We start from the raw sequence: 25,895 nt of genomic DNA, 5'->3' as shown, positions 1-25,895 counted from the left end.
AACTTTGTTTCCTGTTATGCATAGGATTTATTTTTTTTTATTGTTAGTGTTAGTTTCATCTACAATGTTTAATTATTTAAATTCCAAAGAATTGTATAAAATAAAATTTTTTGAAGAAAAATTATCAAATGGATTACATGTTATTTTACATCAAGATAAAACAAATCCTTTGGTTTCTGTTTCTGTTTTATATCATGTAGGAAGTAAAAATGAAACTCCAGGAAAATCAGGTTTTGCTCATTTTTTTGAACATCTTATGTTTGAAGGATCTAAAAACATTAAAAAAGGAGAATACTTTAAATATATAGCATCTAATGGTGGAAAAAATAATGCTTATACAAATTACGATGAAACTTGTTATTATGAAATTTTACCATCTAATCGTCTTCCATTGGCTTTATGGTTAGAATCTGAGAGAATGCTTCATGCCAAAGTAGATGAAGAAAGTATTAATACACAAAGAGAAGTGGTGAAAGAAGAAAAAAAAATGCGAATGGAAAATCAACCATATGTAACAGCTCTTTCGGAAATCATTCCTTCTTTATTGTTCAAAAAACATCCATATAAATATCCTATTATTGGATTTGAAAAAGATTTAGATACAGCTACGGAAAATGATTATAAAAAATTTTATAAAACATATTACGTTCCAAATAATGCTGTTTTAGTTGTAGCAGGTGATTTTGATATGAATGAAGCAAGAAGATTAATTAAGAGATATTTTTCTTCCATTCCAAAAGGTAAAATAGATTTTAGAATGAAAGAAATAAAAGAAGAACCCATTCAAAAAGAAATATTTTCTACATATGTAGATAAAAACACGAAAGTACCTGGAGTGTTTTTATCGTATAGAGTTCCTAAAATGACCAATAAAGACTCTTATATACTAAAAATAATAGATCATGTTTTATCTTCTGGAGAAAGTTCCCGAATTATGAAAACAGTTGTTAATTCTAAACAAATAGCTTCTTATGCAGGTTCTTTTTTTGACACAATGGAAGATTATGGAATTTTTATTATATATGGTCTTATTAATCCAGGAATTACTTTAGATGATTTAACAAAAACAATAGATGATGAAATTGATTTATTAAAAGAAAAAGGTATTACAGAATATGAATTGGAAAAACAGAGAAATATTTTTGAAAAAAAATTTTTATCTGATAATTATTACATGAGTGGAATAGCTGAAAATTTAGCTCATTATTATTTATATTATAATGATGCAAATTTAATTAATACCGATATAAAGAAATATCGTGAGATAACCGTAGAAGATATAAAGAGAGTCGCTAACAAGTATTTAAATAAAAACAGTAGAGTTCGTTTATACAATGTTCCAAGTTCCGATGAAAAATAAACTTTTTAAAGAAATTATTATTCTTATTGCAACAATTTTTTCAACAACAATTATGTTTTCTAACACTGTTAATCGTAATATTCCTCCCAAATCTTTAAAAAGGAAAATTACTATCAATATCAAAAAACCTGAATTTTTTCGGATGAAAAATGGTTTGAAAGTTCTTGTTTCAGAAAATCATAAACTTCCTTTAGTTAGAATTGGTTTGGAATTAGACTGTAGTCCTTTTTTGGAAAAAGATAAAGCTGGAATAAAAAAAATTTTTGGTAAAATGCTTCGTGCTGGAACAAAAAATCGTTCCAAGGAAGAATTAGATGAAACGATTGATCATATAGGATCTAATTTATATACTTCTTTTTTTGAAATATCAATTTCTACTTTAAAAAAGAATTTAAATAAATCTGTTTCTATAGTCAGTGATATATTAATAAATAGTAAATTTGATAATTCCAAAGAATTGGAAAAAATTATCAAACAAAGAATCATAGACATTCGTCTTTCTGAAAAGGATCCTAATTCTATTTTACAACGAGTTAAAAATGTTTTATACTTTGGAAAAGATCATCCTTATGGAGAGTATGAAACTCATGATACTATTAAAAATATAACTCTTGATGATTTAAAAAGATTATATGATAAATATTATATTCCAAATATTTTTTATCTCTCTTTTATAGGAGATATTTCAAAAAAAGAAGCGAAAAAATTATGCAGTTTATATTTTTCTAAGTGGAAAAGAAAGCCATTTGTGAATGATAATAAATATGTAAAAAAAGAATATATTCTTCCATCTGAAACAGAAATAAATATAGTAGATGTTCCTTCTCTTACACAATCTACGATTTGTTTTGGAGGTCCAGTTCGTTTTAAGAAAAGTGACCCTTCATATTTTTCTTCTATATTAGCCAATGGTATATTAGGTGGAGGACCTCAAAGTCGTTTATTTTTAAACCTTAGAGAAAAAAAAGCTTATACATATGGAGCTTATTCTGTTTTAAAATCTGATAAAAATATTGGTTATTTTTCCGTTTATACTCAGGTTAGGAGTAAAGTAACAGAAAAAGCGATTAAAGATATATTAGATGAAATTGTAAAGATAAATAAGGAAAAAGTTTCTTATGAGGAATTAGATATTAAGAAAAAAGAGATCAGTGGACAATTTATTCTTGATTTAGAAGATCCCAATAGGATTAATGATCTTTTTATCTCTGAAAAAAGAAATAATCTTTCGAATGGATTTTATAAAAACTATTTAAAAAAAATTCAATCAGTTACTAGAGAAAATATACGTCAGTCATCTCAAAAAATATTTTCTATTAAAAAAGGTAGGATTATAGTTATTGGAAAATCTAATGATATATTACCTAATATAAAAAAATTAGGTTATCCGATTCGTTTTTTTAATCCAAACGGATCTTTCTTAAAAAAAGATGAAAAATGAAAGAAAATTATTCTTTAGAAGATCGTATTATTTCTGTTTTAAAAAGTATATATGATCCTGAAATAGAGGTAGATATTTATGAACTTGGTCTTATTTATGATATTCAGATTTCCAATGAAAAAAAAGTTAAAATCATAATGACTTTAACTACACCAAATTGTCCAGTAGCAGAGAGTTTACCAATTGAGATCAAAAATAAAGTTGAATCCTTGAAAGAAATAAAAAATGTAGATGTAGTCTTAACATTTGATCCTCCTTGGAGTAGAGAATTCATGAGCGAAGAAGCTCGTTTAGAACTTGGTTTATTATAAAATTTTTTAAGTATGAGTATTTTTAGTTTATTATTTTATGGAATATTAACTATTTTAATTTTGTCTATTGTCTCTGGTTTCATTTTTATAGTTAATCAAGAAACTGCTTTTATCATTGAAAGAATGGGTAAATTTCATAGTATTCGTTATGCTGGATTAAATTTTAAAATTCCAATTTTAGATCATATAGTAGGAAAACTAACTTTAAAAATTCAACAATTAGACATTTTAGTGGATACAAAAACAAAAGATAATGTTTTTGTTAAAGTGAAAATATCAGTTCAGTTTAAAGTAATCAAAGAAAAAGTATATGAAGCTTTTTATAAATTAGATAATTCTCATTCTCAAATTACTTCTTATATTTTTGATGTTGTTAGAGCAGAGGTACCAAAAATGCGTTTAGATGATCTTTTTGAAAGAAAAGATCACATAGCACTCGTAGTGAAAGGAGAATTAGAAGGATCTATGTTAGATTATGGATATTCCATTATTAAAGCATTAGTTACAGATCTAGATCCCGATGAACAAGTAAAACAAGCTATGAATCGTATTAATACAGCTGAGAGAGAAAAAGTAGCAGCTGAGTATAAAGCGGAAGCTGATAGGATTAAAATTGTTGCTAAAGCGAGAGCAGAGGCTGAAAGTAAAAAATTACAAGGAAAAGGAACAGCAGATCAACGTAGAGAGATAGCTAGAGGGATATTAGAATCTGTTGAAGTATTAAATAATGTAGGAATAAATTCACAGGAAGCTTCAGCCTTGATTGTAGTAACACAACATTATGACACTCTTCAATCCATGGGAGAAGGAAGTAATACAAATTTAATTTTATTACCTAATTCTCCAGGATCAGCTAGTGAAATGTTGAATAATATGATTACTTCATTTAATATTTCTAATCAAATTGGAGAAACACTCAAAAAAAAGAATAAAAAAAATAAATCATAAAATTTCATGGAAATTATAGGAATAGTTAAAAAGCTTTTTAAAACTCAAAAATTTGATAGTGGATTTAGAAAAAGAGAAATTGTTCTTACTACTGAAGAACCATATCCGCAAAATATATTAATTGAATTTATTCAAGATAAGGTAGATTTGTTAGATAATATAAAACAAAAAGATAAAATAAAAATTTTTATCAATCTTCGTGGAAGAGAATGGACTAATCCTGAAGGAGTTATTAAATATTTTAATTCCATACAAGGATGGAAAATAGAAGATTCTAGTTCTTCAAAAACATCCTCTATATCTCCATCTTTATCTTCTGATGATTTTGATGATTTACCTTTCTAACAATTTTTTTTTTAATAATTTTTGATAAATTATATCTTTATTTAGATCCCAATTTTGAGAAGGAGAATATTCTCTTGCATAAAAAATAATTTGAAAATGTAATTTTTTCCAATTTTTTTTATTGAAAATTCGTTTTGCATCCTCTTCCGTTTTTTTAACATTTTTTCCATTACTCAATTCCCAACGATTCATCATTCTATGAATATGAGAATCTACAGGAAATACAGGAATATTTGATACATGAGATAAAAAAACAGATGCTGTTTTATGTCCTATTCCGGGCAAAGATTTTAATTTGGAAATGTTTTTAGGGATAAAACTATTATAGTTTTTCAACAAAGTAATAGACAAGTCATAAATATTTTTTGATTTTTTGTTATGAAGACCTATATTTTTTATAAAATTTTTTATTTTTTCAACAGAAAAATGCAAAATATCCTTGGGATATTTTATTTTTTTAAATAAACATTTTGTTATTTCATTTACTTTTTTCTCCTTACTTTTTGCTGTAAGGAGAATAGCTATAAGCAAGGTGTATTCATTTATATAATATAGAGTGCTCCTTGGATTTGGATATAAAGAATCTAATATTTTTTCAATTATTTCCGTTTTTTTTTTGAAAAAAAGAAGATTCATATTTTTTGAATTAAAGCTTCTGTGTTGTTATTTTTTTTATTCATTCTCAATGAGATTATATCTCCTTTTTTTAATGTTTCATTAATAATACATTCTGATATAGGATTTTTAATAAATGTTTCCATTACTCTTTTTAAAGGACGAGCTCCGTATTCATGATCAAATCCTTTTTTTTGAATAAAGTTTATTACTTCAGGTAATAAAGTTAACCTATAACCTAGATTAGAAACATGAAGTATTATCTTTTTTAATTCTATAGAAGTTATCTTAGATATATTTTCTCGTGTTAAAGAGTTAAAAATAAGAATATCGTCTATTCTATTTAAAAATTCTGGAGGAAAAGTTCTTTTTAAAGATTGCTCTAGGATATTTTTAATGTAATTATTTGATTGTCGTGCTTTAGTATGGAATCCAATTCCTTTACCGAATTCTTTTAATTGTTGTGTCCCTGTATTTGACGTAAAAATAATTACGGTATTTTTAAAATTTATTTTTCTTCCAATACTGTCTGTTACACATCCGTAATCCAACATTTGCAATAAAATATTAAATACTTCATGATGTGCTTTTTCTATTTCATCCAACAATATTACAGAATATGGTTTACGACGTATAATTTCTGTTAATTGTCCTCCTTCTTCATAACCAACATAACCTGGAGGAGCCCCTATTAATCTAGAAACAGAAAATTTTTCCATATATTCACTCATATCTAGACGTATTAATGATTCTTCTGAATCAAATAGTTCTTTTGAGAAAATTTTTGCTAAATAGGTTTTCCCTACACCTGTTTGTCCTAAAAAAATAAAAGAACCTATAGGAGAATTAGGATCTTTTAATCCAGTTCTGTTTCTTTGAACTGCTTTTACTATCTTTTCTATTGCTTCATCTTGACCTATTATTTTTTCTTTTAATATGTCTGTCATTCTATTTAACTTTCTCATTTCAGCTTGAGCTATTTTTTTTACTGGAACTCCACTCATCATAGATACTACTTCTTCAATATTTTCTTCAGATACGATTTCTTTATTTTCTTTAGAAGATTTTTCCCATTCCTTTTGAGCCTTTATCAATTGTTTTTCTATACGTTTTTCTGTATCACGTAAACGTGCAGCTTCCTCGTATTTTTGGCTTTTAACAACTTTAGATTTTTCTTTACGAATATTTTCTAATTCTTTTTCCAGAATGACTATCTCCTGAGGAACTTTTATATTTTTAATATGCACGCGAGATCCTGATTCATCTAAAGCATCAATAGCTTTATCAGGTAAATGACGGTCTACAAGATAGCGGACAGTTAGAGTTACACAAGATTTTATTGCTTTTTCTGTATAAAGAACATTGTGATGACTCTCATATTCCCCTTTTATTTTTTTCAATATTTCTATAGTTTCTTCCTCAGAAGAGGGTTGTACTATAATTTTTTGAAATCTTCGTTCTAAAGCTCCATCTTTTTCTATATATTGTCTATATTCATTCAATGTAGTGGCTCCAATACATTGAATATATCCTCGTGCCAAAGCCGGTTTAAATATATTAGATGCATCTAATGATCCTGTTGTTCCTCCTGCTCCAATCATTGTGTGTATTTCATCTATAAAAAGGATTAGACCAGAATTTTTTTCTGATTCATTTATAATTGTCTTTATTCTTTCTTCAAATTGTCCTCTATATTTAGTTCCAGCGACCAAGCTGGCTAAATCCAAAACAACCACTCTTTTATTGTATAATACCCTAGATACTTTTTTTTGCACAATACGAAGCGCTAATCCTTCGGCTATTGCTGATTTTCCTACCCCAGGTTCTCCTATAAGTAAAGGATTGTTTTTCTTTCTTCTACTCAATATTTGAGAAACACGTTCTACTTCTTTGTCTCTTCCAACTACTGGATCTAATTTACCTTCTATTGCTATAGCATTCAAATCTCTCCCAAAATTATCCAAAACAGGAGTTTTGCTTTTTATTGAAGCTCCTCCATAATAACCTGATCCTGCTCCACTTCCTCCTGATCCGTAAGAATAAGAAGTAGAACTATTATCATTTTCCATGTCTTCATCTGAATAAGAGAAAAAAACTTTTTTTATAATTTTTGACGAGTAATAATGAATCATAAATTAAAATTTATAGAAAAGATAAAACATATTATGTATTTTATTGGAAAATGAATATAAAATTTTTTCGAAAAATTTTACATATTTACATATTTTTACATAGTAAAATTATAACTAATTTTATTGTTTTATTATCTAGTTCTATTTAGTTCTAGAAGAAGATATTTTTAAATTCAATCGTTCTATTAATGTTTCTACTAATTTATTTTTTTTATATAAAAAATTATATTGTTCTAACTGTTTGATTGGATATTCTTTTTTTATGACTTGAAACTCCAAATCTGAACTACTTAATTTTTTTTTGAAATATTTTTCAAAATTTTTTTGAATTAATAAAAAATATCGATTCTCTAATTTTGATGGGATCATAAAAAGTATTTTATTTTTTATGATTTGAAATTGTATTTCATTTTTTAAAAAGTCCAAGTAAATAGGATTTATTTTTCTTGAAAATTTCTGTACGAATATCATCCAATTCTTTTGCAAGAACTGAATTTTTTCGTTCTCTTCATATAAATAAAATTCTTTACGATCTTTTTCTATCGTTTGCATTGTTAAATTTTTATGATTTTTTTTTTTATGAATAGAAAAAAAATGTGTTAATTGTATTAAATTTATTTCTATAGTCAATCTGGAATTTTGATTTTTTAATCTGCATTCGTTTTCTAAACGATGAAATATATTTAAAGAATGAATTAAAAAAAAGGAAGATATTTTTTTTGATTGTTCAACATAAGATTGTATTATCTCTTTTTTGAATTTCAAAATAGAAATTGTTTCATAATTTTTAGAAAAAAATAAATTTCTGAAATGTTTAGTTAATCCAGCTACAAAATTATAATAGTAAATTTTTTTTTGAAATACTGTATCTAACAGGATCAATATTTTATTGACATTTTCGTTTAAAATATGATCTACTATTTCAAAATAGTATTTTATGTCAATAATTCCTAATTTATTCATTATAAGGCATTTAGTTATTTTTGTTTTATTAATAGATAGAAATCTATCGAACAAATGAATAGCCTTACTTAGAGATCCTTCTACATGTTGGGAAATAATCAATAAAGATTCATTTTCTATTTCTATATTTTCTGTTTCCGAAATCATTTTCAAATGAAAAAAAATTTCTTTTACAGAAATATTTTCAAATTCATAAATTTGACTATGTGATAAAATAAATTCTGGAATTATTTTTTCTTCTATTCCGCAAAAAATAAATAATATATGTGGATTTTCTTCTTTTATAAAATTATAAAATAGATAGAAAAAATATTGAGAAAAATTATGTAATTCTTTAAAAATAAAAATGTTATATTTTCCTTTTTTAGGAAAAGATCTAGATTGATCAATAACTTTATAAATATATTTTAAAGAGTAGTGAAACCCTCCATTGATTTCAAATACATTTGAGTGTTTTAATTCGGAGAAAGAATTCAATTCATTTGCTAAAATATATGCACATGTATTTTTTCCTACTCCTTTTGGTCCCAAAAAAAATAAAACTTGAGATAAACGATTCTCCTGTATTGCTTTTTTTAAAGAAATACAAATATTTCTTTGTCCTATCAACTCATTTAAGTTAATAGGTTTATATTTTTCGGCTAATATAATTTTTTTGAGAAAAATTTTATTCATAGAACATCTATTTTAATTTAGATGTAAAATATTTTTAATTTTATCAGCAGCGTCTTTTAATGTATCAGCAGAATAAATAGGTAGTGAACTTTTTTTAAGCATTTCTTTCGCTGTTTTTTCATTTGTACCCTGTAAACGAATAACTACAGGAATTTTAATATCATGATCGATTTTAGAATATGAATTAATTATTCCTTTTGCTACTGTATCACAACGAACTATTCCACCAAATATATTAATCAATATTGTTTTAACAGACTGATCTTTTAATATTATAGAAAAAGCTTTTTCTACACGTTTATTGTCCGCGGAACCTCCTATATCTAGGAAATTAGCTGGTTCTCCTCCACAAAATTTAATCATATCCATTGTAGCCATAGCTAATCCTGCTCCGTTTACCATACATCCTACATTTCCTTCTAATTTTATAAAATTCAAATTTGCTTCATTAGCTTCTTTTTCAAGAAGAATATCAACATCTTCTTTATCCTCTATCATAAAATATTTGTTATTACGGAACAAAGCATTATCATCCAATACTATTTTTATATCTACAGGAATGATTTTATTATCAAATGTTTTTATTAAAGGATTTATTTCCAATAATAAAGCATCGCAGGCTTTATAAGCTTCATAAAGAGAAATTAAAAAAGAACTAAAATTTTTTAATGAATCATTATACATATCCAGATTAAAAGCAATTTTTCTAGTTTGAAATAATTGTAATCCTAATATTGGATCTATTTTTTCTGTATATATTTTTTCTGGATTCTTTTTGGAAAGAGATTCTATATTCATTCCACCTTCTTTGGAATAGAGAATCATATTTTTTTCTATATCACGATTGAGTAATATGGATAAATAATATTCTCTAGGTGGATTGAACTCGTAAGAATAAATGTCTTCAGACAATAAAATTTTTCTAACTAATTTTCCTTTTTTAGAAGTTTGTGAAGTAACTAAAAATTTTCCTAATATATTTTTTGATTTTTCATAAACTTCGTCTAAAGTTTTCACAATTTGAACACCACCAGACTTTCCACGTCCGCCTGCATGTATTTGCGCTTTAATTACCAAAGATTTTTTTTCAGTTCTTTGAAAAATAATTTTTGCCGCTTTTACAGCTTCTTCTGGAGAGGAAGCAATGATACCATATGGTATCTGAATTGAAAAAGAGTTCAATATGTCACGACCTTGGTATTCATGTAAATTCATTAGAAAATAATTTTATTTACAAGTAAATTTAAACTAAAATTCGCTTATTTTTGATAATGTTTATTTAACTTGAATATGTCGAAAGAATTAAAAAATAAAAATTTACAAAAAATGATTCAAGCTGAAAATATTTATAAATCTTTTGGAAAAGATGAAGTAATCAAAGGAGTGAATCTTTTTGTAAAAGAAGGAAATATAGTTTGTATTTTGGGAGAATCTGGAGCTGGAAAAAGTACTTTGTTACATATACTTGGAACTTTGGAAAGACCTACTATAAAAAAAAAATTAAAAACTGTTTTAAAAATAAATGGAAAAGAAGTATTATCTATTTCAGATGAAGAACTTTCTATTATAAGAAATCAAACGATAGGTTTTATTTTTCAAACTCCTCAACTTCTTCCTGAATTTACTGCATTAGAAAATATTTGTTTACCGGGGTTTATAAATAAAAAAAATAAAAAGAATGTAAAAAAAAAAGCTAAAAATTTATTAAACAAATTAAATCTTTCTAAATATGAAAACTATAAGCCAGAAGAACTATCTGGAGGACAAAAACAAAGGTTATCTGTAGCAAGAGCTTTAATTAATGATCCTAAAGTTATTTTTGCAGACGAACCTTCTGGAAATTTAGATAAGAAAAACGCAGATAAATTACATAATTTTTTCTTCCTTAGAAAAAAACTAAAACAAACTTTTTTAATTGTTACTCATAATATGCAATTAGCAGACATAGCTGATGAACAACTAAAAATAGAAAATGGAAAAATCTATCAAATAAAAAAATAAAATATTTTATGCTTTTAAAAAATCAACTTTCTATTAAACATATTATAAAAAAACCAATTAATGGTAATGGAAATGAAAGTATTCTTTTTTTGATGATTCACGGATATGGAAGTAACGAGGAAGATCTTTTTTCTTTTAAAAAAGATCTTCCTAATAACTTTTTCATAATTAGCATTCAAGGAATTTATTCTCTTGGAACAGACAAATATTCTTGGTATGATATTGATTTTTCAAATGAAAAAAAATTTATCGATGTTTTACAAGCTAAAAAAACAATTGAAAAAATATCTTTTTTTATAGATGAAGCTATTCAAGAATATCAGTTAAAAGAAGACCAAGTTTGGTTATGTGGATTTAGTCAAGGTGCTATTTTAAGTTATGCTATTGCTTTTAAAAGACCTAATAAAATAAAAAAAGTAATTGCTTTAAGTGGTTATTTAGAAAGAAATATTTTACCTGAAAAAATAAACAAAAATCATTATTCTAATTTGGAGTTCTTTATATCTCATGGAAAATATGACACAATCATACCTTTAAATTGGACCAAAAAAGGACTAAAGTTTCTTAAGGATAATGAAATACTTTCTTTCGATTATAAAGAATATGAATCGGGACATACTTTGAACAGTTTAAATTATCAAGATCTTATGAATTGGATTAAAAAAAAACATATTTATTCTAAATAATAAACCATAATAATAAACCATAATAAACAAAATCATGAGTAAATATTCAAAAATAATATTATTCATAATAACTTTTTTTGTATCCATTTTTTTCTTTTTACAGAGAAATTATCTTTTCGGGTTTTTTTTTACTTTATTAAGTTTTATACCTGTTTTTTTTATTTTCAGAAATGAATTTTTGTTATTGGCATTTCTTAAAATAAGAAAAAAAGATATGAATGGATTAAAAAAATATTTGGGATATATAAAAAACCCTAAGTTACAACTTACTAAGAATCAAATTGCTTATTATTATTTTTTGAATGGAATTTTATATTCTGAAAGGAATATACTTAAATCAGAGAGTTATATGCAGAAATCTCTACATTTTGGACTAAAGTTTAAACAAAACATAGCAATTGCCAAATTGAACTTGGCAATAGCGTCTTTATCAAGAGGAGAGAAAAAAATGGCTAAAATTTTATTGTTGGAAGCAAAAAAAACGGATACTTATGGGTTACTACATGATCAAATTCAGATTATACAAATGCAAATGAAAAAAATAAATATAGGAAATAAAAACAAACAAAATCCTTATATTAGAAAATCATAACATTTCATTTTTTCTACAAAAAAATTTTATCAACTAAACGAATTTTTACAATTCTAATACACTAGGAATATTTTTTTCACTTCCTCCCATTAAAAATTTTATTGGATTTTCTATATGTTCTTTAACAGATACTAAAAATCCAACAGATTCCCGTCCGTCAATTATTCTATGATCATAGGATAAAGCTAAATACATAATAGGACGAATTTCAATAGACCCATGAATAGATACAGGTCTTTCCATAATTTTATGCATTCCTAATATAGCACTTTGTGGTGGATTGATTATTGGAGTAGACAACATAGATCCAAAAACACCTCCGTTAGTAATAGTAAATGTACCACCTGTCATTTCATCTATAGAAATTGTTCCGTTTTGAACACGTATTGATAAATTATTAATTTCCTGTTCTATTTCACGAAATGATAAATTTTCCGCATTCCTGATAACAGGGACCATTAACCCTTTAGGACCAGATATAGCAATACTAATATCACAATATTCAAAATTAATTTTTTTTTCTCCACTAATCATAGCATTAACATCTGGATACCTTTGTAAAGATCTGACACAAGAAAGAATAAAAAAAGACATAAATCCTAAGTGTACTCCATGTTTTTCTTGAAAAACATTTTTGTACTTTTTCCTTATAATAAAAATTTCTTGCATATCAACTTCATTGAATGTAGTCAGTGTAGCTGTTTCATTTTTTATAGATACTAATCTTTCAGAAATTTTTCTTCTCAAAGAAGAAAGAGGTGTTATTTTCTTGGATCTAGGTACTGAAAGAGGTTCTGAAAAAGAGTTTTTTTCTTCTTGAAAAAGAATACAATCTGCTTTTGTGATCCTACCATCCTTTCCTGTTCCTTTTACATATTCTATAGGAATATTTTTTTCTTTTAAAATTTTTTTTGAAGCTGGAGAAAGAATTTTTATGTTTTCTAAATACAACTCTTTTTCTTTTTTAGGAATTTTTTCTGCGCATTCTTGATTTTTAGAACTTTTAGAAGTGTCAATAAGGCATAAAACATCTCCAACTCTTATTCTTTCTCCTTTTTTTACCATTAAAGTAATTACTCCATTTTCTTCTGCGGAAATTTCTAAAGTAGCTTTATCTGAATCTATTTCTGCTATTGTTTTACCTTTATCAACATAATCTCCATTTTTCACAAACCATGTGGAGACTTCTACTTCTGTAATTGATTCTCCTGGAGAAGGCACTTTTACTTTTATTATCATAAATATAAATTTTTTTAAATATTATAAAATCAAAAAAAAGCTTTTTCCAATATTTTATTCTGAATTTTTAAAAAATCTGGATAAGACCCTGTAGATGGACTAGAACTTTCAGACGGAGAGATTAAATTAAACGATATTATATTTCCTATCTTTCTTAAAATAAAACTCCATAATCCCATGTTTTCCGGTTCTTCTTGAACCCAAAAAATTTCTTTTTTGTTTTTGTACGTAACAAGTAATTCTTTAATTCTTTCCATCTTTAATGGATAAATTTGTTCGATTCGAATCAATGCTGTATTTTCATTTTTTATAGATTCTTTTTTTTTGAGCAATTCATAATATATTTTTCCAGAACAAAAAATTAATTTAGTTATTTGATTGGTATCTTGCACAGAAGGATCGTCTAATATTTCAACAAATTTTCCTTCAGAAAGATCTTTTATTTGAGATAAGCATTTGGAATTTCTAAGTAAACTTTTTGGAGTAAAAACTATAAGAGGTTTACGATATTTTAATTTCATTTGTCTTCTTAGAAGATGATAAAAATTAGATGGAGTAGTACAATTTACCACAAATAAATTGTTGTTAGCACAAAGTTGCAAATAACGTTCTACGCGCGCAGAAGAATGTTCTGGACCTTGTCCTTCATATCCATGAGGAAGCAATAAGACAATTCCATTTTTAATTTTCCATTTGTTTTCTCCGGAGGAGATATATTGATCTATTATAATTTGTCCTCCATTTCCAAAATCTCCAAATTGAGCTTCCCATAAAGTTAAAACATGAGGAGAATACATAGCGTATCCATAATCAAAACCTAATACTCCGTATTCTGAAAGAGGGGAATTAAAAATTTGTATTTTTCCTTGTTCTCTTCGTATGTTATTCAAAAGAATAATTTCTTCTTCTTCTTCTGTTTTGACAATTGCATGACGTTGAGAAAATGTTCCTCTAGCTACATCTTCTCCCGATAAACGAATATGAAATCCTTCATCCAAAAGTGTAGCATAAGCAAGCAATTCCGCCATACTCCAATCCACTAATTGATTACTAATCATTTCTAATCTTTGTTGAAAAATAGATTCCGTTTTTCTAAAAAATTTTTTATGATTGGGAAGAGAAAAAATTTTATTGGATATATCTATAATTCTTTTCATTGAAATTCTAGTATCTACTGTATGAAAAATATCTTTATGATTAGATACTATAGGAACATTTTTCCATTCTTCTTCTAAAAAAGAATTCAAAACATTCCACTTTATGTTCTTTGCTTTATTATATCCTATATTCAGAATGTTTTCATATTCTTTTTCCATATTTATTATATCATCATTACTAACAACTCCTTCTCTTTTTAATTTTTCTTTATACAAGTTATAAGAATTTGTATGTTTAGAAATAGCTTTGTATAAAGAAGGTTGAGTGAATCTAGGTTCATCTCCTTCATTATGTCCATATTTCCTATATCCAAGCAAATCTATAAAAACATCTTCATGATATTTCATCCTGAAATCTACAGAAAAATGAATAGCTCGTATGACAGACTCTACATCATCTGCATTAACATGTAATACTGGAGAAAGTATAACTTTTGCCACATCACTGCAATAAATACTAGAACGTCCTTCAGTGTAATTTGTAGTGAAACCTATTTGATTATTAAGTATGATATGAATTGTACCTCCAGTTTTGTATCCTTTTAATCTAGATAGTTGAATAACTTCATAAACAATACCCTGACCTGCTAATGCTGCATCTCCATGAATTAAAATAGGGATAATTTTCTCTGAATTACTGTTTTGATTATAAATGATATCTATTTTTGCACGTGTAATTCCTTCCACAATAGCGTCTACAGATTCTAAATGTGAAGGATTAGGTACTAAATTCAGTTTAATATATTTTTCTTTATAATCTTTTCTGATTGTGGAAAATCCAAGATGATATTTTACATCCCCAGAAAAAGTTTTTTCTTTGTATTCTTTTTCTTGAAATTCACTAAATATTTGAGAATAATTTTTTTGAAAAAAATTAGAAAGAAGATTTAAACGACCTCTATGTGACATACCAATTATAAAATCTTCTGTCAAATATTTTCTGGATGCATACTTTACCATTTCTTCTAATCCAGGCAATATAGATTCATGTCCTTCTATAGAAAACCTTTTTTTACCTACAAATTTCGTATGAATGAAGTTTTCGAATGCAACTGCTGCATTTAATTTTTTCAAAAAAAACTTTTTTTCTTCTGCAGAAAATTGCAGTTTTTCTTTTTGAAACCATTGTTCAATCCATTGAATTTTTGTAGGATCTGAAATATACATGTACTCTATTCCTATTGACCCACAATAAATATTTTTAAGATATTTGATTATATTTCTTAATGAATTTTTTCCAATTCCTATCAATTTTCCAGCTTCAAAAGACATATCTAGTTCTTTATCTGATAAGGAAAAATTTTCTAAATCCAAAGAAGGAAAATGTTTTCTTCTTTCTCGTATAGGGTTTGTATGAGTAAAAAAATGACCTCTTTTTCTGTAAGCATTAATCAAATTATATACTAAAAATTCCTGGTTAATAAGATTATTATCATTTTTTAAATGAAATGATTGAAATGATTTTTTATAACTTTCTTGACTATTTGATTTTGATGAAAAAACTGTTTTATAGTTTTTTTCTCCAAAATCAAATCCATGAAAAAAATCTCTCCAACTTTTTTCTATTGAATTAGGATTTTTTTTATACTTATTATATAGATATTCTAAATTTTTTAGATGAATGGAATTTAGAAAAGAATATCTATCACTCATAGATTCACTCATATACTATTTTTATTCCAAATTTAAACATTTTAAATATCTATCAAAGTTTATTTGATTTTTTATGTTTTTTGCATCTTTCAAAATTAAATTCAATCCATCTTTTTTAGTTCCTATAGCCGCTGCAAAAAAAGAATTTCCCCAATATTTACCATGTATATAAGATGCAATCCTACATATGATTTTATGAGCATGAATATTTTGACTTTTAATTACAGAATCTGAAATAGATATAAATACAACTGGCTTCCCCCCCCTTAGAAACCCAACAATCATAAATAAATTAGATATTTCACATCTTAAATCTAAAACTATTTTCTTAACAAGATTCATATCTAATTCTTTTTCTTGAAAAAGGTCGATATCATATAAATAGTTAATTGAAGATAATTGAATAATTTTTAGAGAATATTCTTTTTTGATTCTATTCACTTGCTGTAACCGTATTTTTGATATTTCTTTTTTTAATTCTTTATTATGCTTTTGTAAATCAATAAAATTTTTTAAAGGAGATTCAGGATATTTCATCATCTCTTTTAGAGATTGATATTGATCATGAATTGATTTTAAGTATTGTATTGCTTTTTTCGAAGTTATTGCTTTAATTCTTCGTATTCCATACGATACAGACGTTTCTGATATTATCTTGAAAATTTGAATTAGTCCAGTGTGTCTTACATGTGTACCAATACATAATTCAGATGAATCACCAAAAGTTATAACTCTAACTCCTTTCTTATATTTATTTTCGAATGTATCACTAATAGATCTATTTTTCCTAGCTTCTTGCAAGGATGAAAAATTTCTTTCCTCTAAAGGAAGATCAGAAAAAATTAATTTTTGTACCATATTTTCTATTCTATGCAATTCTTCAAGACTTATCTTTTTATAATGAGAAAAATCAAATCGTAAATATTCATCTCCTACATAAGAACCTTTTTGCTGTATATGATTTCCTAATACATCTTTCAAAGAAAAGTGCAGTAAATGAGTAGAAGTATGATTTTTCTCAATTTCTGATCTTCTATTTTGATTAACTATAGCATGAAAATGAGAAGAAACATTCGAAGGCAATTTTTTAGTATAATGTATAATAATGGAATTTTCTTTTTTAGTATTGAAAATATGAATTTCATCATTTTCATTTTTTATGATTCCATTATCTCCTAACTGTCCTCCTCCTTCCGGATAAAAAGGAGTTTTTGAAAAAACTAACTCATAATAATGAGTTTTTTCTAGTATATTTTCTACTTTCCTGTATTTTACAATTAAAATTTCACATTTTATTGTATCATATCCTATGAATCCTACAAGACTAATATTTCCGTTAATAAATTGATGATCATGTACTTTTATCCAATCTTTTTTTTTTATATATCCTTTTTTGGATCTATTTCTTTGTTCTAACAGTTTTTCATGAAATGCTTTTTCATCAATTGACATGTTATTTTTTTCAATTAATATTTTTGATAATCTCATAGGGAAACCATAAGTGTCATATAATTGAAAAATAGTTTTTCCATCAACAATGATTTCATTTTTTTGTTTAGTTTTTTCTATGATATGTTGAATTTTTTGATTCCCTTGTTCAATAACTCTTAAAAAAGATAATTCTTCCTCCAAAATTACATTTTTTATGTGTTCTTCTTTATTTTCCAATTCTGGAAAATCATTTTCCATATTGTTTACTAAAAAATCTACAAATTGATAAATAAAAGGTCCTTTTTGATACAAAAAACGATTTGCATAAATTATAGATCTTCTAATAATTCTTCTGATAACATAGCCAGCTCCATTATTTGATGGTAATATTCCATCGGAAATGGAAAAAACAATAGATCTTAAATGATCTGCTATTATGTGTATAGACACTTTTTGATGAAAATCTTCTTTATAAATTTTTCCCAAAAATTCTTTAATGGTTTGAATAATTGGATAAAAAATATCAGTTTCATAACTAGAAAATTTTCCTTGCAATACTGTACATAACCTTTCTAATCCCATCCCTGTATCAACATGTTTTTTTGAAAGTTTCTCTAAAATACCATCTGATTTACGTAAAAACTCTATAAAAACAAGATTCCAAATTTCTATGACTCTTGGATGATTCTTATTAACAAGATTTTTTCCTGGTAAAAATTTTTTTTCTTTTTCATTACGTAAATCTATATGAATTTCTGAACAAGGTCCGCAAGGACCTGTTAATCCCATTTCCCAAAAATTTTCTTCTTTTCCAAAGAAAAGAATATTATCTTTTTTTATTAAATTTTTCCAACATTTGAAAGTTTCGTCATCCATAAATAATCCTTCCTTTTTGTCTCCAATAAAAATAGATACGTAAATATTTTCTTCTGGAATATTATAAACATCAATTAATAATTCCCAAGCCCATTCTATGGCTTCTTTTCTGGAATAATCTCCGAAAGACCAATTTCCTAACATCTCGAACATAGTATGATGGTAATTATCATATCCTACGTTTTCCAAATCATTGTGTTTTCCAGTTACTCTAAGACATTTTTGAACGTTTACTATTCTAGAATAATCCGGTTTCATGTGACCTAAAAAATAATCTTTAAAAGGATTCATTCCTGCATTGATAAAAAAAAGAGTAGGATCATTATTTGAATAAATAGGAAAAGAAGGAATAATTTTATGCTCCTTTTTTTGAAAAAAACTGAGAAAAGTGTCTTTTATCAATTTGTATTTCATAATCAATACATTATTATTTATGAATTTTTTTTCTATAATATTTAGGAGATTGTTCTATAGCATCCATAATTTTTTCCATAATGTTTTCAGTAGAATCTTTTTTTATATCTAATTGAATAGGTTTTTTAAATTTCATTTTCTGTAATATCCCTTTTTTTTTAATTCGAATTCCTTTTTTGTCATAAGCCTTTTGAAATCCATCTATTACAATAGGTACAACGATAGGATTATATTTTCTAATTACATGAACAATTCCTCTTCGTCCTGGTGCAAATTCTTGAGTCGTACCTTGTGGAAAGGTAATTAGCCATCCATCATTAATAGCTATTCCCATACGAGTTATTTCAGATATATTCTCTGACTGACTTACTTTGTTTTCTCCTTTTTTCCATGCTCTTTTTACAGTGATACCTCCAGAATAAATAAATAATTTTGTTAAAAACCCCTTATTCATAGTTTCTTTAGCCGCCACATAATACAAATTAACTTTTGGGTTTAGAAGATAAATTGGGTTTTTTATGCTATTTACAAATCCATTTTTTACACTACAAAAAACATGAAACATAGCGAATACATCTGCAAAATAAGTTTGATGATTAGAGACAAATAGAACTTTTTTATCAGGTAGATCTTTAATATATTCTGTCCCCTTTAATTGTAGTTGATTAAATCCATTATAACGATTATAGGAAATGCAACCAAAAGTGAAAATTAAAAAACGTTTTATAAAATGTAAATTTCCGAATGCGTCTCTAAAAAGAGTACTTTTTTTTTTTTCATTGGTTTTTAAAAAAAATGAATGAAAATCCACTTTTATTTTTTTGTAATATTATAAAATTTAGAAGAATAATATGAAAAACTTGTGAAAATGAAAAAAATTAATAAACTACAATATATCCAAAAAGGAATTGGAATAGGATCTCCTTTGGCATAGGAATGCAATCCAGATAAATAATAATTTACTCCAAAATAAGTCATTATAATAGAACTTATTGATAAAATACTAAAAAAATTAAAAGCAAATATACTTTTCATCCATGGAATAAATCGCATATGTAATACAAAAGCATAAATCATAATACTAATTAATGCCCAAGTTTCTTTTGGATCCCAACTCCAATATCTACCCCAACTATTATTTGCCCAAATAGAACCTAAAAAAGTTCCTATTGTTAATAAAAAAATACCTATAATAAGGCACATTTCATTAATAATCGTTAATTTCTCAATATTCATTTGAATTCTCTTTCTATAAGAGTGAATATATGCTTTTAATATATATAAAAGCAACACAAAAAATCCTAAAAAAGATCCTGTGAAAAAAAAACCATAACTACTTGTTATTGTTGCAACATGTATAATTAACCAATTAGATTTTAAAACTGGAACTAAATTTGTTATTTCTGGATCCATTGTATTTCCATTCGCTATCATTAATAAAATAGATGATATTAAAACGGTTATTCCTAAAACAAATCTATTTCTATAAAATAGAAATCCTATTCCTACTAAACAAAAACCGATAAAAATAGCTGATTCATATCCATTAGTCCATGGGGCATGTCCTGAAATATACCATCTAAAAACTAAACCAAAAAAATTTAAAACAAATAAAAATAATGAAATAAAAAAAAATATTTTAGAAAAAAAATGCAAATATTTATTATGAAAAAAAATTCTTAAAAAAGAATTGATTATAATAACGATTCCAAAAAAAGCATAGAGAAAAGATAAAATATAAAATATATTAAGTTTATTGTAAATGATTTCCATCGAAATTTTATTTTCAGAAGGTAGAAGAGATTTTGCATGTTTTATTTGATACAATCGTATTTTTTTTATTTCATTATCTGCAATATTCCAATTTTTCTCATTTTGAGAATCTAATAGAGATTTTAGATAATTATTATACATAAATAATCCAGGAAAATTTAATCTGTTTGATTCTAATATAATCCAACTAGACCAGGTATGATTAACGTCATTAGGAATAGGAAAAATGCGAATATATTTACCCTGAAAAATTTCATGAATAATTCCTACACGTTCACTAAGATTTAAGACTGCTTTATCATACTGATTTCTGTACATTGGATTTTTAGAAAAAGCTTTTTCATAATCTACTTGTAGTACAAACTTTAAACCTAATGTTTTTGGATCTAAAATATAGAGATCCATCAAAGAAACATAATGTTGTTTATTTGCTTTTACCTTGTTTAAAAATTTATCTCCTCCTTTTTTATCTACTTTAATAAAAGGAACTTTTGTCCAAAAAATATTATCTTGATGTATAGATATAAACCATTGATTAGCATCTATATTTTCTATAGAATTTTTTTTATGTATTTTTCTAAGAAGATCAATAGCTATAGTATTAATAGGTTTTATTCTTCCTTTGTAATCTTGTACTAATAAACGTCCGAAATTTTCACTATGTTTTTTAGGAATATGGATAGCATCATATACATTTTCTAAAGGAATTTTTTTGAATTCGTGTATTTTATTATTTGTATTTTTTTCTTGAGAAAAAGAATCGCAATTATTCCCTAGAAATAATAATAAAAAAAGTAAAATTGAATAATTCTTGGAATATAAATATTTTAATTTATTTTTTAAATAACTAAACCTACTTCCTTTCCAAAACAAAGTCATAAACATGCCTATACTCATTAAAAAATAACCTATATAGGAAAAATAGGTACCTAAATAATCATTATTAACAGAGAAATGAGTTCCTTTTTTGTCAGGATCATATCCAGACTGAAAGAATCTATATCCTTTATAATTCAAAACATTATTCATATAAATCAAATAATTTTTTTGATTTTTTTTATCTATGATAGTTACATTGCTCATAAAAGAGGAAGGAAATTCAGAACCTGGATAATTTTCTATTTTAAAATTATTTAATCTCAAAAAAAAAGGAAGATGCAAAGATAAAGATCCATATCCAATAGATACTTTACAATCCCTAAACAATAAAGGATTGCTCATTTTTGTTGTATTTTTTCCTCCTAAAAAAGTTACTAACTTAGATTGATCTAGAAAAGATATTTTTGCTGTAATAGCATTTAATAAACCGTTATTATCATCTCCATCTTTTTCACATGATTTTATATATTCTAATTTTCCTTTTACAATTCCTTCTGGAACAACCCAATGAATCATTCCATGATCTGTTTTAAATCGATATAAGTGTTTTATTCTTAAAACATCAAAAGTATTTTTGAGTACAAAATAGTTTTTTCTATTAATCATATTAATACATTCTCCTGTAAAAGAAGATTTTAAAAACAGCTTATTTTTCTTTTCAAAAATTTGTATTCCAAAAGGAATTTTCTTGTTGAGAGAAAATATTACACCATTTATTTTCGTGACATCTCCATTTTTAACAAAATTTTCTGTTCTTCCTTTTTGACTACTTGAAATAATCTTGACAATTTTTTCTTTTGGTTTTTTTTGAGAAAAAATAACTTTTGCACATGGAATAAAATCCAAAATTTTTATTTCTAATGGATTTCCTTGAAAAGAAAAATTTTTTTTATATCCACTATGATAAGAAGAAAGGATATAAGGGTCATGATAAAATTTAGTGTAATTTCCTTGATTAATTTCTAATTTAAAATAATTTTTTCTAGAAATAATCTTTCTATTTGTTTCTCCTTCTCTTATAGACATTATTCCTTCAAAACTATAATATCTCGAAAAAATTCCTCCAATGAGGATAAATACAAATGATAAATGAAAAATAAAAAGAGGAATTTTATTATAATTCCATAATTTATATTTCCATATATTTCCAATAAGGTTTATTATAATTAATAACATTATAATCTCAAACCAAGTAGATTCATAAATAAATACTTTTGCAACACTGGTAGAATATTTCTGCTCCAGAATAGTAGCTAGAGCCATAGATATTGCAAACAATAAAAATAAAAAAGAAGTTATTTTTGTGGAAAAAAAAATTTTTCTTAATTGCTGCATATTTTTGTTGAATTAATAGAAATATTCTTAGAAAGAAGAAAAATCATTTGTACAATATTAATAATGAGATTATCACGATGAGGATCCTAATTTAGGAATCTTTGGAAAAGATATTTTTATTGTATTTTTCATACATATATGATTAATCCATCATAAGCTAAATAGACATTTTTCGGTAATTCTTTCTCAAGATCTTCATGAAATCCAAGCACATGACTAATATGCGTTAAATAAGTTTTTTTAGGAAAAATTTCTTGAATTACATTTAAAGATTCGAAAATAGTAAAATGATTTTTTGGAAGTTTTCTTAAAACATTCAAGACTAATATATCTAATCCTTTTAACTGTTGAATTGTTTGAACTGAAATACTGCTTGCATCCGTAATATATGCAAAATTTTCTATACGGAACCCCAAAATAGGAAGATCCCCATGCCATATAAATAAAGGAAAAACTTGAAAATGCTCCATAAAAAAGAAATCTTTACAATTATCTAGTTCATGTATGGATATTTTTGATGTATTTAATTTATGATTTTCTGAAAAGAAATAAAAAAATCTTTTTTTTATTTCTTTTAAAGATCTTCGCAACCCATAAACAGGTATGGGTTTTTTCATTTGAAAATAAACTGATCTTATATCATCTAATCCACCTATATGATCATGGTGTTCATGTGTAATAAAAATAGCATCTAATCTACAATGATTACTTCTCAACATTTGATATCTAAAATCTGGTCCACAATCAATTAGTAATTTCTTTTGATTTTTTTCAATTAAAACAGAACTTCTAAGTCTCTTATCTTTTGGATTTTTAGATAAACATACTGGATGTTTAGATCCAATAATAGGAACACCTTGAGAAGATCCAGTTCCTAAAAAGGTAATTTTCATATGTATGAACTAACCAATTTTTTATTTTCGAACATATTGATTTATTATATTTGTTTCTATTTCATTTAAAATATTTTTTTTCCCTTTTAAAAATTCCTTTACAGAATCTCTTCCTTGACCTAGTTTCATATCTTTATAATTAAACCAAGATGCATTTTTTTTAATAACTCCTAGATCAACTCCTAAATCTAGTATTTCACCTATTTTTGATATTCCTTCTCCGTACATTATATCAAATTCAGCTGTTCTAAAAGGAGGAGATAGTTTATTTTTTACTACTTTTACTCTTGTTCTATTGCCTAATATTTTTTCTCCATTTTTAATTTGATTTCCTTTTCGTATATCTAATCGTATTGATGAATAAAATTTTAAAGCGTTTCCTCCTGTAGTAACTTCAGGGTTTCCATAAACACCTATTTTTTCTCTTAATTGATTAATAAATATGAGAATACTTTTTGATTTTCCTATACTAGAAGTTAGTTTTCTCAAGGCTTGAGACATCAATCTAGCTTGTAATCCTATTTTAGAATCACCCATTTCTCCTTCTATTTCACTTTTAGGAGTTAAAGCCGCTACAGAATCAACAACAATCATATCAATAACGCAAGATCTAATTAAATTATCTACTATTTCCAGTGCTTGTTCTCCATTATCTGGTTGAGATATGATTAGATCTTTTATATTAACTCCTATTTTTTTTGCATAAAAACAATCAAAAGCATGTTCAGCGTCAATAAAACTCACAAATCCTCCTAATTTTTGAGATTGAGTAATTGCATGTAAAGCTAAAGTAGTTTTTCCAGAAGATTCTGGTCCAAATATTTCAATGATACGACCTTTTGGAAATCCTTTTATTCCTAAAGCTATATCTAAGCTTAGAGATCCAGAAGAAACAATTTCTAAATTTTCTATATTAGAGTCTCCCATTCGCATAACAGTCCCTTTCCCATACATTTTATCCATTTTTTCCAGAACAAGTTCTAATGATCTTCTTTTTTGGTCAGTTTTTTCCTTCATAATATTGAAAATGTTAAGGGTGTTGAGGGATGTTTTTAAGTATGGGGTCCCTTTGTCCATGATTACCAATTTTTTGAGTTTTTTGAAAAAAGAGAACTTTTCTTTTAGGCAATCTCAAAAAAAACTTATTTCCAGGAGGAATAATATCTACCAGATATTGTGGATTTAAAAGAATTAAATCTTGATAAGACATATTTAAACTATAGGAAAAAAATTTTAAAGAAATTTTTTCTTTTATAGGAATCAAAATTGTTTCTTTATACTTATATTTATATGGAGATGATCGTTGTACAGGTATATTATGTTCCTTGTAATAATTCATTACATAGTTAATAGCAATAAATTTTGGAACATAATTTTGAGTTTCTTTTGGAAAAAATTCCCATAATTCCCAAAAATCTTTTCTATTTTGATTATTTTGTAAAATCTTATATACAGTTCCTGGTCCAGCATTGTAAGCTGCTAAAACTAGTTCCCAATTTCCTATTTTTTTATACAAAAATTTTAAATAACGGCAAGCTGCTTCTGTTGATTTTACAGGATCGTTTCTTTCATCATAAATATCATTGATATTAAGATTGTATATTTTTCCAGTTTCAGGCATAAACTGCCAAATTCCTTTAGCTCCTGCTTTGGAAGTAGCAATAGGATTTAAATTTGATTCTACAATTGCTAAATATTTTAATTCTTTTGGAAGACGATGGGTTTCGAGTTTCTCCTCAAACATAGGAAAATAAAAATTTGCGAACGAAATAATCTTTCCTATGTATTCACCCATACGAAGATAGCTTTCTACAGAAGCATGTACAATGCTATTGTATTTAAAAACCTTCATTCTAGATTTTGTATTTAAAAAACTAAATCTAGCTTTCAGCTCTTCAGTATCTATATTAGTAATAAGAATATTTCTTTTATGATATAATTTTTTTCCATGAGAAGATTTTTTTTTTCCTACAAGCATTTTTTTCCACAATTTTTCTGTATAAATATTATCTACATCTTTTTTTTGATCATAAATATCTTTATGTAAAAATAAAAAGGGTTTTGATATTGATTGAAGAATCAAGCTTTTTAAGATTAGCATAAAAAACATAATATTTCTTATTGTTATCGTTGCCATTATTAGTTTCTCAAACTGTAGAAAAAAGTACTAATGAAC

20 protein-coding genes are annotated in these 25,895 nt (G+C 25.6%); 8 read left to right on the top strand and 12 right to left on the bottom strand.

The window, feature by feature from the left end:
• The first annotated feature begins 64 nt into the window (after window positions 1-64).
• Genes H0H40_RS00290 through H0H40_RS00270 form a run of 5 tightly spaced genes read left to right on the top strand, consistent with a single transcriptional unit; the run spans window position 65 to window position 4,405 of the window.
• Window positions 65-1,360: a M16 family metallopeptidase gene (locus H0H40_RS00290; RefSeq protein ID WP_238785686.1), complete on the top strand. Its 1,296-nt coding sequence runs from the start codon at window positions 65-67 to the stop codon at window positions 1,358-1,360.
• On the top strand, window positions 1,350-2,801 hold the full coding sequence (locus tag H0H40_RS00285; RefSeq protein WP_394366750.1) for a M16 family metallopeptidase: 1,452 nt from the start codon (window positions 1,350-1,352) through the stop codon (window positions 2,799-2,801). The genes H0H40_RS00290 and H0H40_RS00285 overlap by 11 nt, the downstream gene beginning before the upstream one ends.
• Window positions 2,798-3,112 (top strand): iron-sulfur cluster assembly protein, encoded by a 315-nt coding sequence (locus H0H40_RS00280; protein ID WP_185869088.1) that lies wholly within the window; start codon window positions 2,798-2,800, stop codon window positions 3,110-3,112. Before H0H40_RS00285 ends, H0H40_RS00280 begins: the two co-directional genes overlap by 4 nt.
• A gap of 12 nt (window positions 3,113-3,124) precedes the next feature.
• Window positions 3,125-4,060, top strand: a complete 936-nt coding sequence (locus H0H40_RS00275) for an SPFH domain-containing protein (protein ID WP_185869087.1) — start codon at window positions 3,125-3,127, stop codon at window positions 4,058-4,060.
• Between the two features lie 6 nt (window positions 4,061-4,066).
• Window positions 4,067-4,405, top strand: a complete 339-nt coding sequence (locus tag H0H40_RS00270; protein ID WP_185869086.1) for a DUF3127 domain-containing protein — start codon at window positions 4,067-4,069, stop codon at window positions 4,403-4,405.
• Here the strand turns inward: H0H40_RS00270 and H0H40_RS00265 are convergent.
• The 4 genes from H0H40_RS00265 to sucC all read right to left on the bottom strand — a co-directional run bounded on the left by H0H40_RS00265 (window position 4,394) and on the right by sucC (window position 10,005).
• A complete protein-coding gene (locus H0H40_RS00265; protein WP_185869085.1) occupies window positions 4,394-5,041 on the bottom strand; it encodes an endonuclease III domain-containing protein in 648 nt (215 codons plus the stop codon). The genes H0H40_RS00270 and H0H40_RS00265 overlap by 12 nt on opposite strands.
• Window positions 5,038-7,152, bottom strand: coding sequence for an ATP-dependent Clp protease ATP-binding subunit (locus tag H0H40_RS00260; RefSeq protein ID WP_185869084.1), 2,115 nt, complete (start codon window positions 7,150-7,152; stop codon window positions 5,038-5,040). Before H0H40_RS00260 ends, H0H40_RS00265 begins: the two co-directional genes overlap by 4 nt.
• 141 nt (window positions 7,153-7,293) lie before the next feature.
• The gene (locus tag H0H40_RS00255) at window positions 7,294-8,790 is read right to left on the bottom strand and encodes a hypothetical protein (RefSeq protein ID WP_185869083.1); all 1,497 of its coding nucleotides are present in this window, start codon (window positions 8,788-8,790) and stop codon (window positions 7,294-7,296) included.
• A gap of 12 nt (window positions 8,791-8,802) precedes the next feature.
• Window positions 8,803-10,005 carry an ADP-forming succinate--CoA ligase subunit beta gene (gene sucC, locus H0H40_RS00250; protein ID WP_185869082.1) on the bottom strand — a complete coding sequence of 401 codons (1,203 nt, stop codon included), beginning with the start codon at window positions 10,003-10,005 and terminating at the stop codon, window positions 8,803-8,805.
• Window positions 10,006-10,116: 111 nt separating this feature from the next.
• Between sucC and H0H40_RS00245 the strand changes: the two genes are divergently transcribed.
• From H0H40_RS00245 to H0H40_RS00235, 3 genes are read left to right on the top strand one after another with little or no spacing between them, the layout of a single operon-like run.
• Entirely contained in the window at window positions 10,117-10,791 is a 675-nt protein-coding gene (locus H0H40_RS00245) for an ABC transporter ATP-binding protein (protein WP_185869310.1), read from the top strand.
• Between the two features lie 8 nt (window positions 10,792-10,799).
• Complete coding sequence (locus H0H40_RS00240) at window positions 10,800-11,477, top strand: alpha/beta hydrolase (RefSeq protein ID WP_185869081.1); 678 nt, start codon at window positions 10,800-10,802, stop codon at window positions 11,475-11,477.
• 34 nt (window positions 11,478-11,511) lie between these two features.
• A complete protein-coding gene (locus H0H40_RS00235) occupies window positions 11,512-12,069 on the top strand; it encodes a hypothetical protein (RefSeq protein ID WP_185869080.1) in 558 nt (185 codons plus the stop codon).
• Window positions 12,070-12,114: 45 nt separating this feature from the next.
• Here H0H40_RS00235 and odhB read toward each other — a convergent pair whose 3' ends face one another.
• The 8 genes from odhB to H0H40_RS00195 all read right to left on the bottom strand — a co-directional run bounded on the left by odhB (window position 12,115) and on the right by H0H40_RS00195 (window position 25,856).
• The gene (gene odhB, locus H0H40_RS00230; RefSeq protein ID WP_185869079.1) at window positions 12,115-13,308 is read right to left on the bottom strand and encodes a 2-oxoglutarate dehydrogenase complex dihydrolipoyllysine-residue succinyltransferase; all 1,194 of its coding nucleotides are present in this window, start codon (window positions 13,306-13,308) and stop codon (window positions 12,115-12,117) included.
• 29 nt (window positions 13,309-13,337) lie between these two features.
• Window positions 13,338-16,118: a 2-oxoglutarate dehydrogenase E1 component gene (locus tag H0H40_RS00225; RefSeq protein ID WP_185869309.1), complete on the bottom strand. Its 2,781-nt coding sequence runs from the start codon at window positions 16,116-16,118 to the stop codon at window positions 13,338-13,340.
• 21 nt (window positions 16,119-16,139) lie between these two features.
• A complete protein-coding gene (alaS, locus tag H0H40_RS00220) occupies window positions 16,140-18,839 on the bottom strand; it encodes an alanine--tRNA ligase (protein ID WP_185869078.1) in 2,700 nt (899 codons plus the stop codon).
• A 13-nt stretch (window positions 18,840-18,852) separates the two neighbouring features.
• Entirely contained in the window at window positions 18,853-19,650 is a 798-nt protein-coding gene (locus H0H40_RS00215; RefSeq protein ID WP_185869077.1) for a lysophospholipid acyltransferase family protein, read from the bottom strand.
• Window positions 19,651-19,652: 2 nt separating this feature from the next.
• A complete protein-coding gene (gene ccsA / locus H0H40_RS00210) occupies window positions 19,653-22,826 on the bottom strand; it encodes a cytochrome c biogenesis protein (RefSeq protein ID WP_185869076.1) in 3,174 nt (1,057 codons plus the stop codon).
• 128 nt (window positions 22,827-22,954) lie between these two features.
• On the bottom strand, window positions 22,955-23,719 hold the full coding sequence (locus H0H40_RS00205; protein ID WP_185869075.1) for an MBL fold metallo-hydrolase: 765 nt from the start codon (window positions 23,717-23,719) through the stop codon (window positions 22,955-22,957).
• Window positions 23,720-23,740: 21 nt separating this feature from the next.
• Window positions 23,741-24,736 carry a recombinase RecA gene (gene recA, locus H0H40_RS00200; protein ID WP_185869074.1) on the bottom strand — a complete coding sequence of 332 codons (996 nt, stop codon included), beginning with the start codon at window positions 24,734-24,736 and terminating at the stop codon, window positions 23,741-23,743.
• Window positions 24,737-24,749: 13 nt separating this feature from the next.
• Window positions 24,750-25,856 carry a lytic transglycosylase domain-containing protein gene (locus H0H40_RS00195; RefSeq protein ID WP_185869073.1) on the bottom strand — a complete coding sequence of 369 codons (1,107 nt, stop codon included), beginning with the start codon at window positions 25,854-25,856 and terminating at the stop codon, window positions 24,750-24,752.
• Window positions 25,857-25,895 lie beyond the last annotated feature (39 nt).

Origin of the sequence: Blattabacterium cuenoti (assembly GCF_014252295.1) — a bacterium.
In the GTDB taxonomy this organism is placed as follows: domain Bacteria; phylum Bacteroidota; class Bacteroidia; order Flavobacteriales; family Blattabacteriaceae; genus Blattabacterium; species Blattabacterium cuenoti_V.
This window is presented reverse-complemented; position numbering and strand designations above follow the sequence as displayed.

Coding starts and splice junctions, on each gene's coding strand:
- H0H40_RS00205 (WP_185869075.1), bottom strand. CDS start 23,719: ATGAAAATTACCTTTTTAGGAACTGGATCTTCTCAAGGTGTTCCTATT.
- sucC (WP_185869082.1), bottom strand. CDS start 10,005: ATGAATTTACATGAATACCAAGGTCGTGACATATTGAACTCTTTTTCA.
- H0H40_RS00290 (WP_238785686.1), top strand. CDS start 65: ATGTTTAATTATTTAAATTCCAAAGAATTGTATAAAATAAAATTTTTT.
- H0H40_RS00255 (WP_185869083.1), bottom strand. CDS start 8,790: ATGAATAAAATTTTTCTCAAAAAAATTATATTAGCCGAAAAATATAAA.
- H0H40_RS00260 (WP_185869084.1), bottom strand. CDS start 7,152: ATGATTCATTATTACTCGTCAAAAATTATAAAAAAAGTTTTTTTCTCT.
- H0H40_RS00265 (WP_185869085.1), bottom strand. CDS start 5,041: ATGAATCTTCTTTTTTTCAAAAAAAAAACGGAAATAATTGAAAAAATA.
- odhB (WP_185869079.1), bottom strand. CDS start 13,308: ATGATAATAAAAGTAAAAGTGCCTTCTCCAGGAGAATCAATTACAGAA.
- H0H40_RS00245 (WP_185869310.1), top strand. CDS start 10,117: ATGATTCAAGCTGAAAATATTTATAAATCTTTTGGAAAAGATGAAGTA.
- H0H40_RS00235 (WP_185869080.1), top strand. CDS start 11,512: ATGAGTAAATATTCAAAAATAATATTATTCATAATAACTTTTTTTGTA.
- alaS (WP_185869078.1), bottom strand. CDS start 18,839: ATGAAATACAAATTGATAAAAGACACTTTTCTCAGTTTTTTTCAAAAA.
- H0H40_RS00225 (WP_185869309.1), bottom strand. CDS start 16,118: ATGAGTGATAGATATTCTTTTCTAAATTCCATTCATCTAAAAAATTTA.
- H0H40_RS00280 (WP_185869088.1), top strand. CDS start 2,798: ATGAAAGAAAATTATTCTTTAGAAGATCGTATTATTTCTGTTTTAAAA.
- recA (WP_185869074.1), bottom strand. CDS start 24,736: ATGAAGGAAAAAACTGACCAAAAAAGAAGATCATTAGAACTTGTTCTG.
- ccsA (WP_185869076.1), bottom strand. CDS start 22,826: ATGCAGCAATTAAGAAAAATTTTTTTTTCCACAAAAATAACTTCTTTT.
- H0H40_RS00240 (WP_185869081.1), top strand. CDS start 10,800: ATGCTTTTAAAAAATCAACTTTCTATTAAACATATTATAAAAAAACCA.
- H0H40_RS00195 (WP_185869073.1), bottom strand. CDS start 25,856: ATGGCAACGATAACAATAAGAAATATTATGTTTTTTATGCTAATCTTA.
- H0H40_RS00270 (WP_185869086.1), top strand. CDS start 4,067: ATGGAAATTATAGGAATAGTTAAAAAGCTTTTTAAAACTCAAAAATTT.
- H0H40_RS00285 (WP_394366750.1), top strand. CDS start 1,350: ATGAAAAATAAACTTTTTAAAGAAATTATTATTCTTATTGCAACAATT.
- H0H40_RS00275 (WP_185869087.1), top strand. CDS start 3,125: ATGAGTATTTTTAGTTTATTATTTTATGGAATATTAACTATTTTAATT.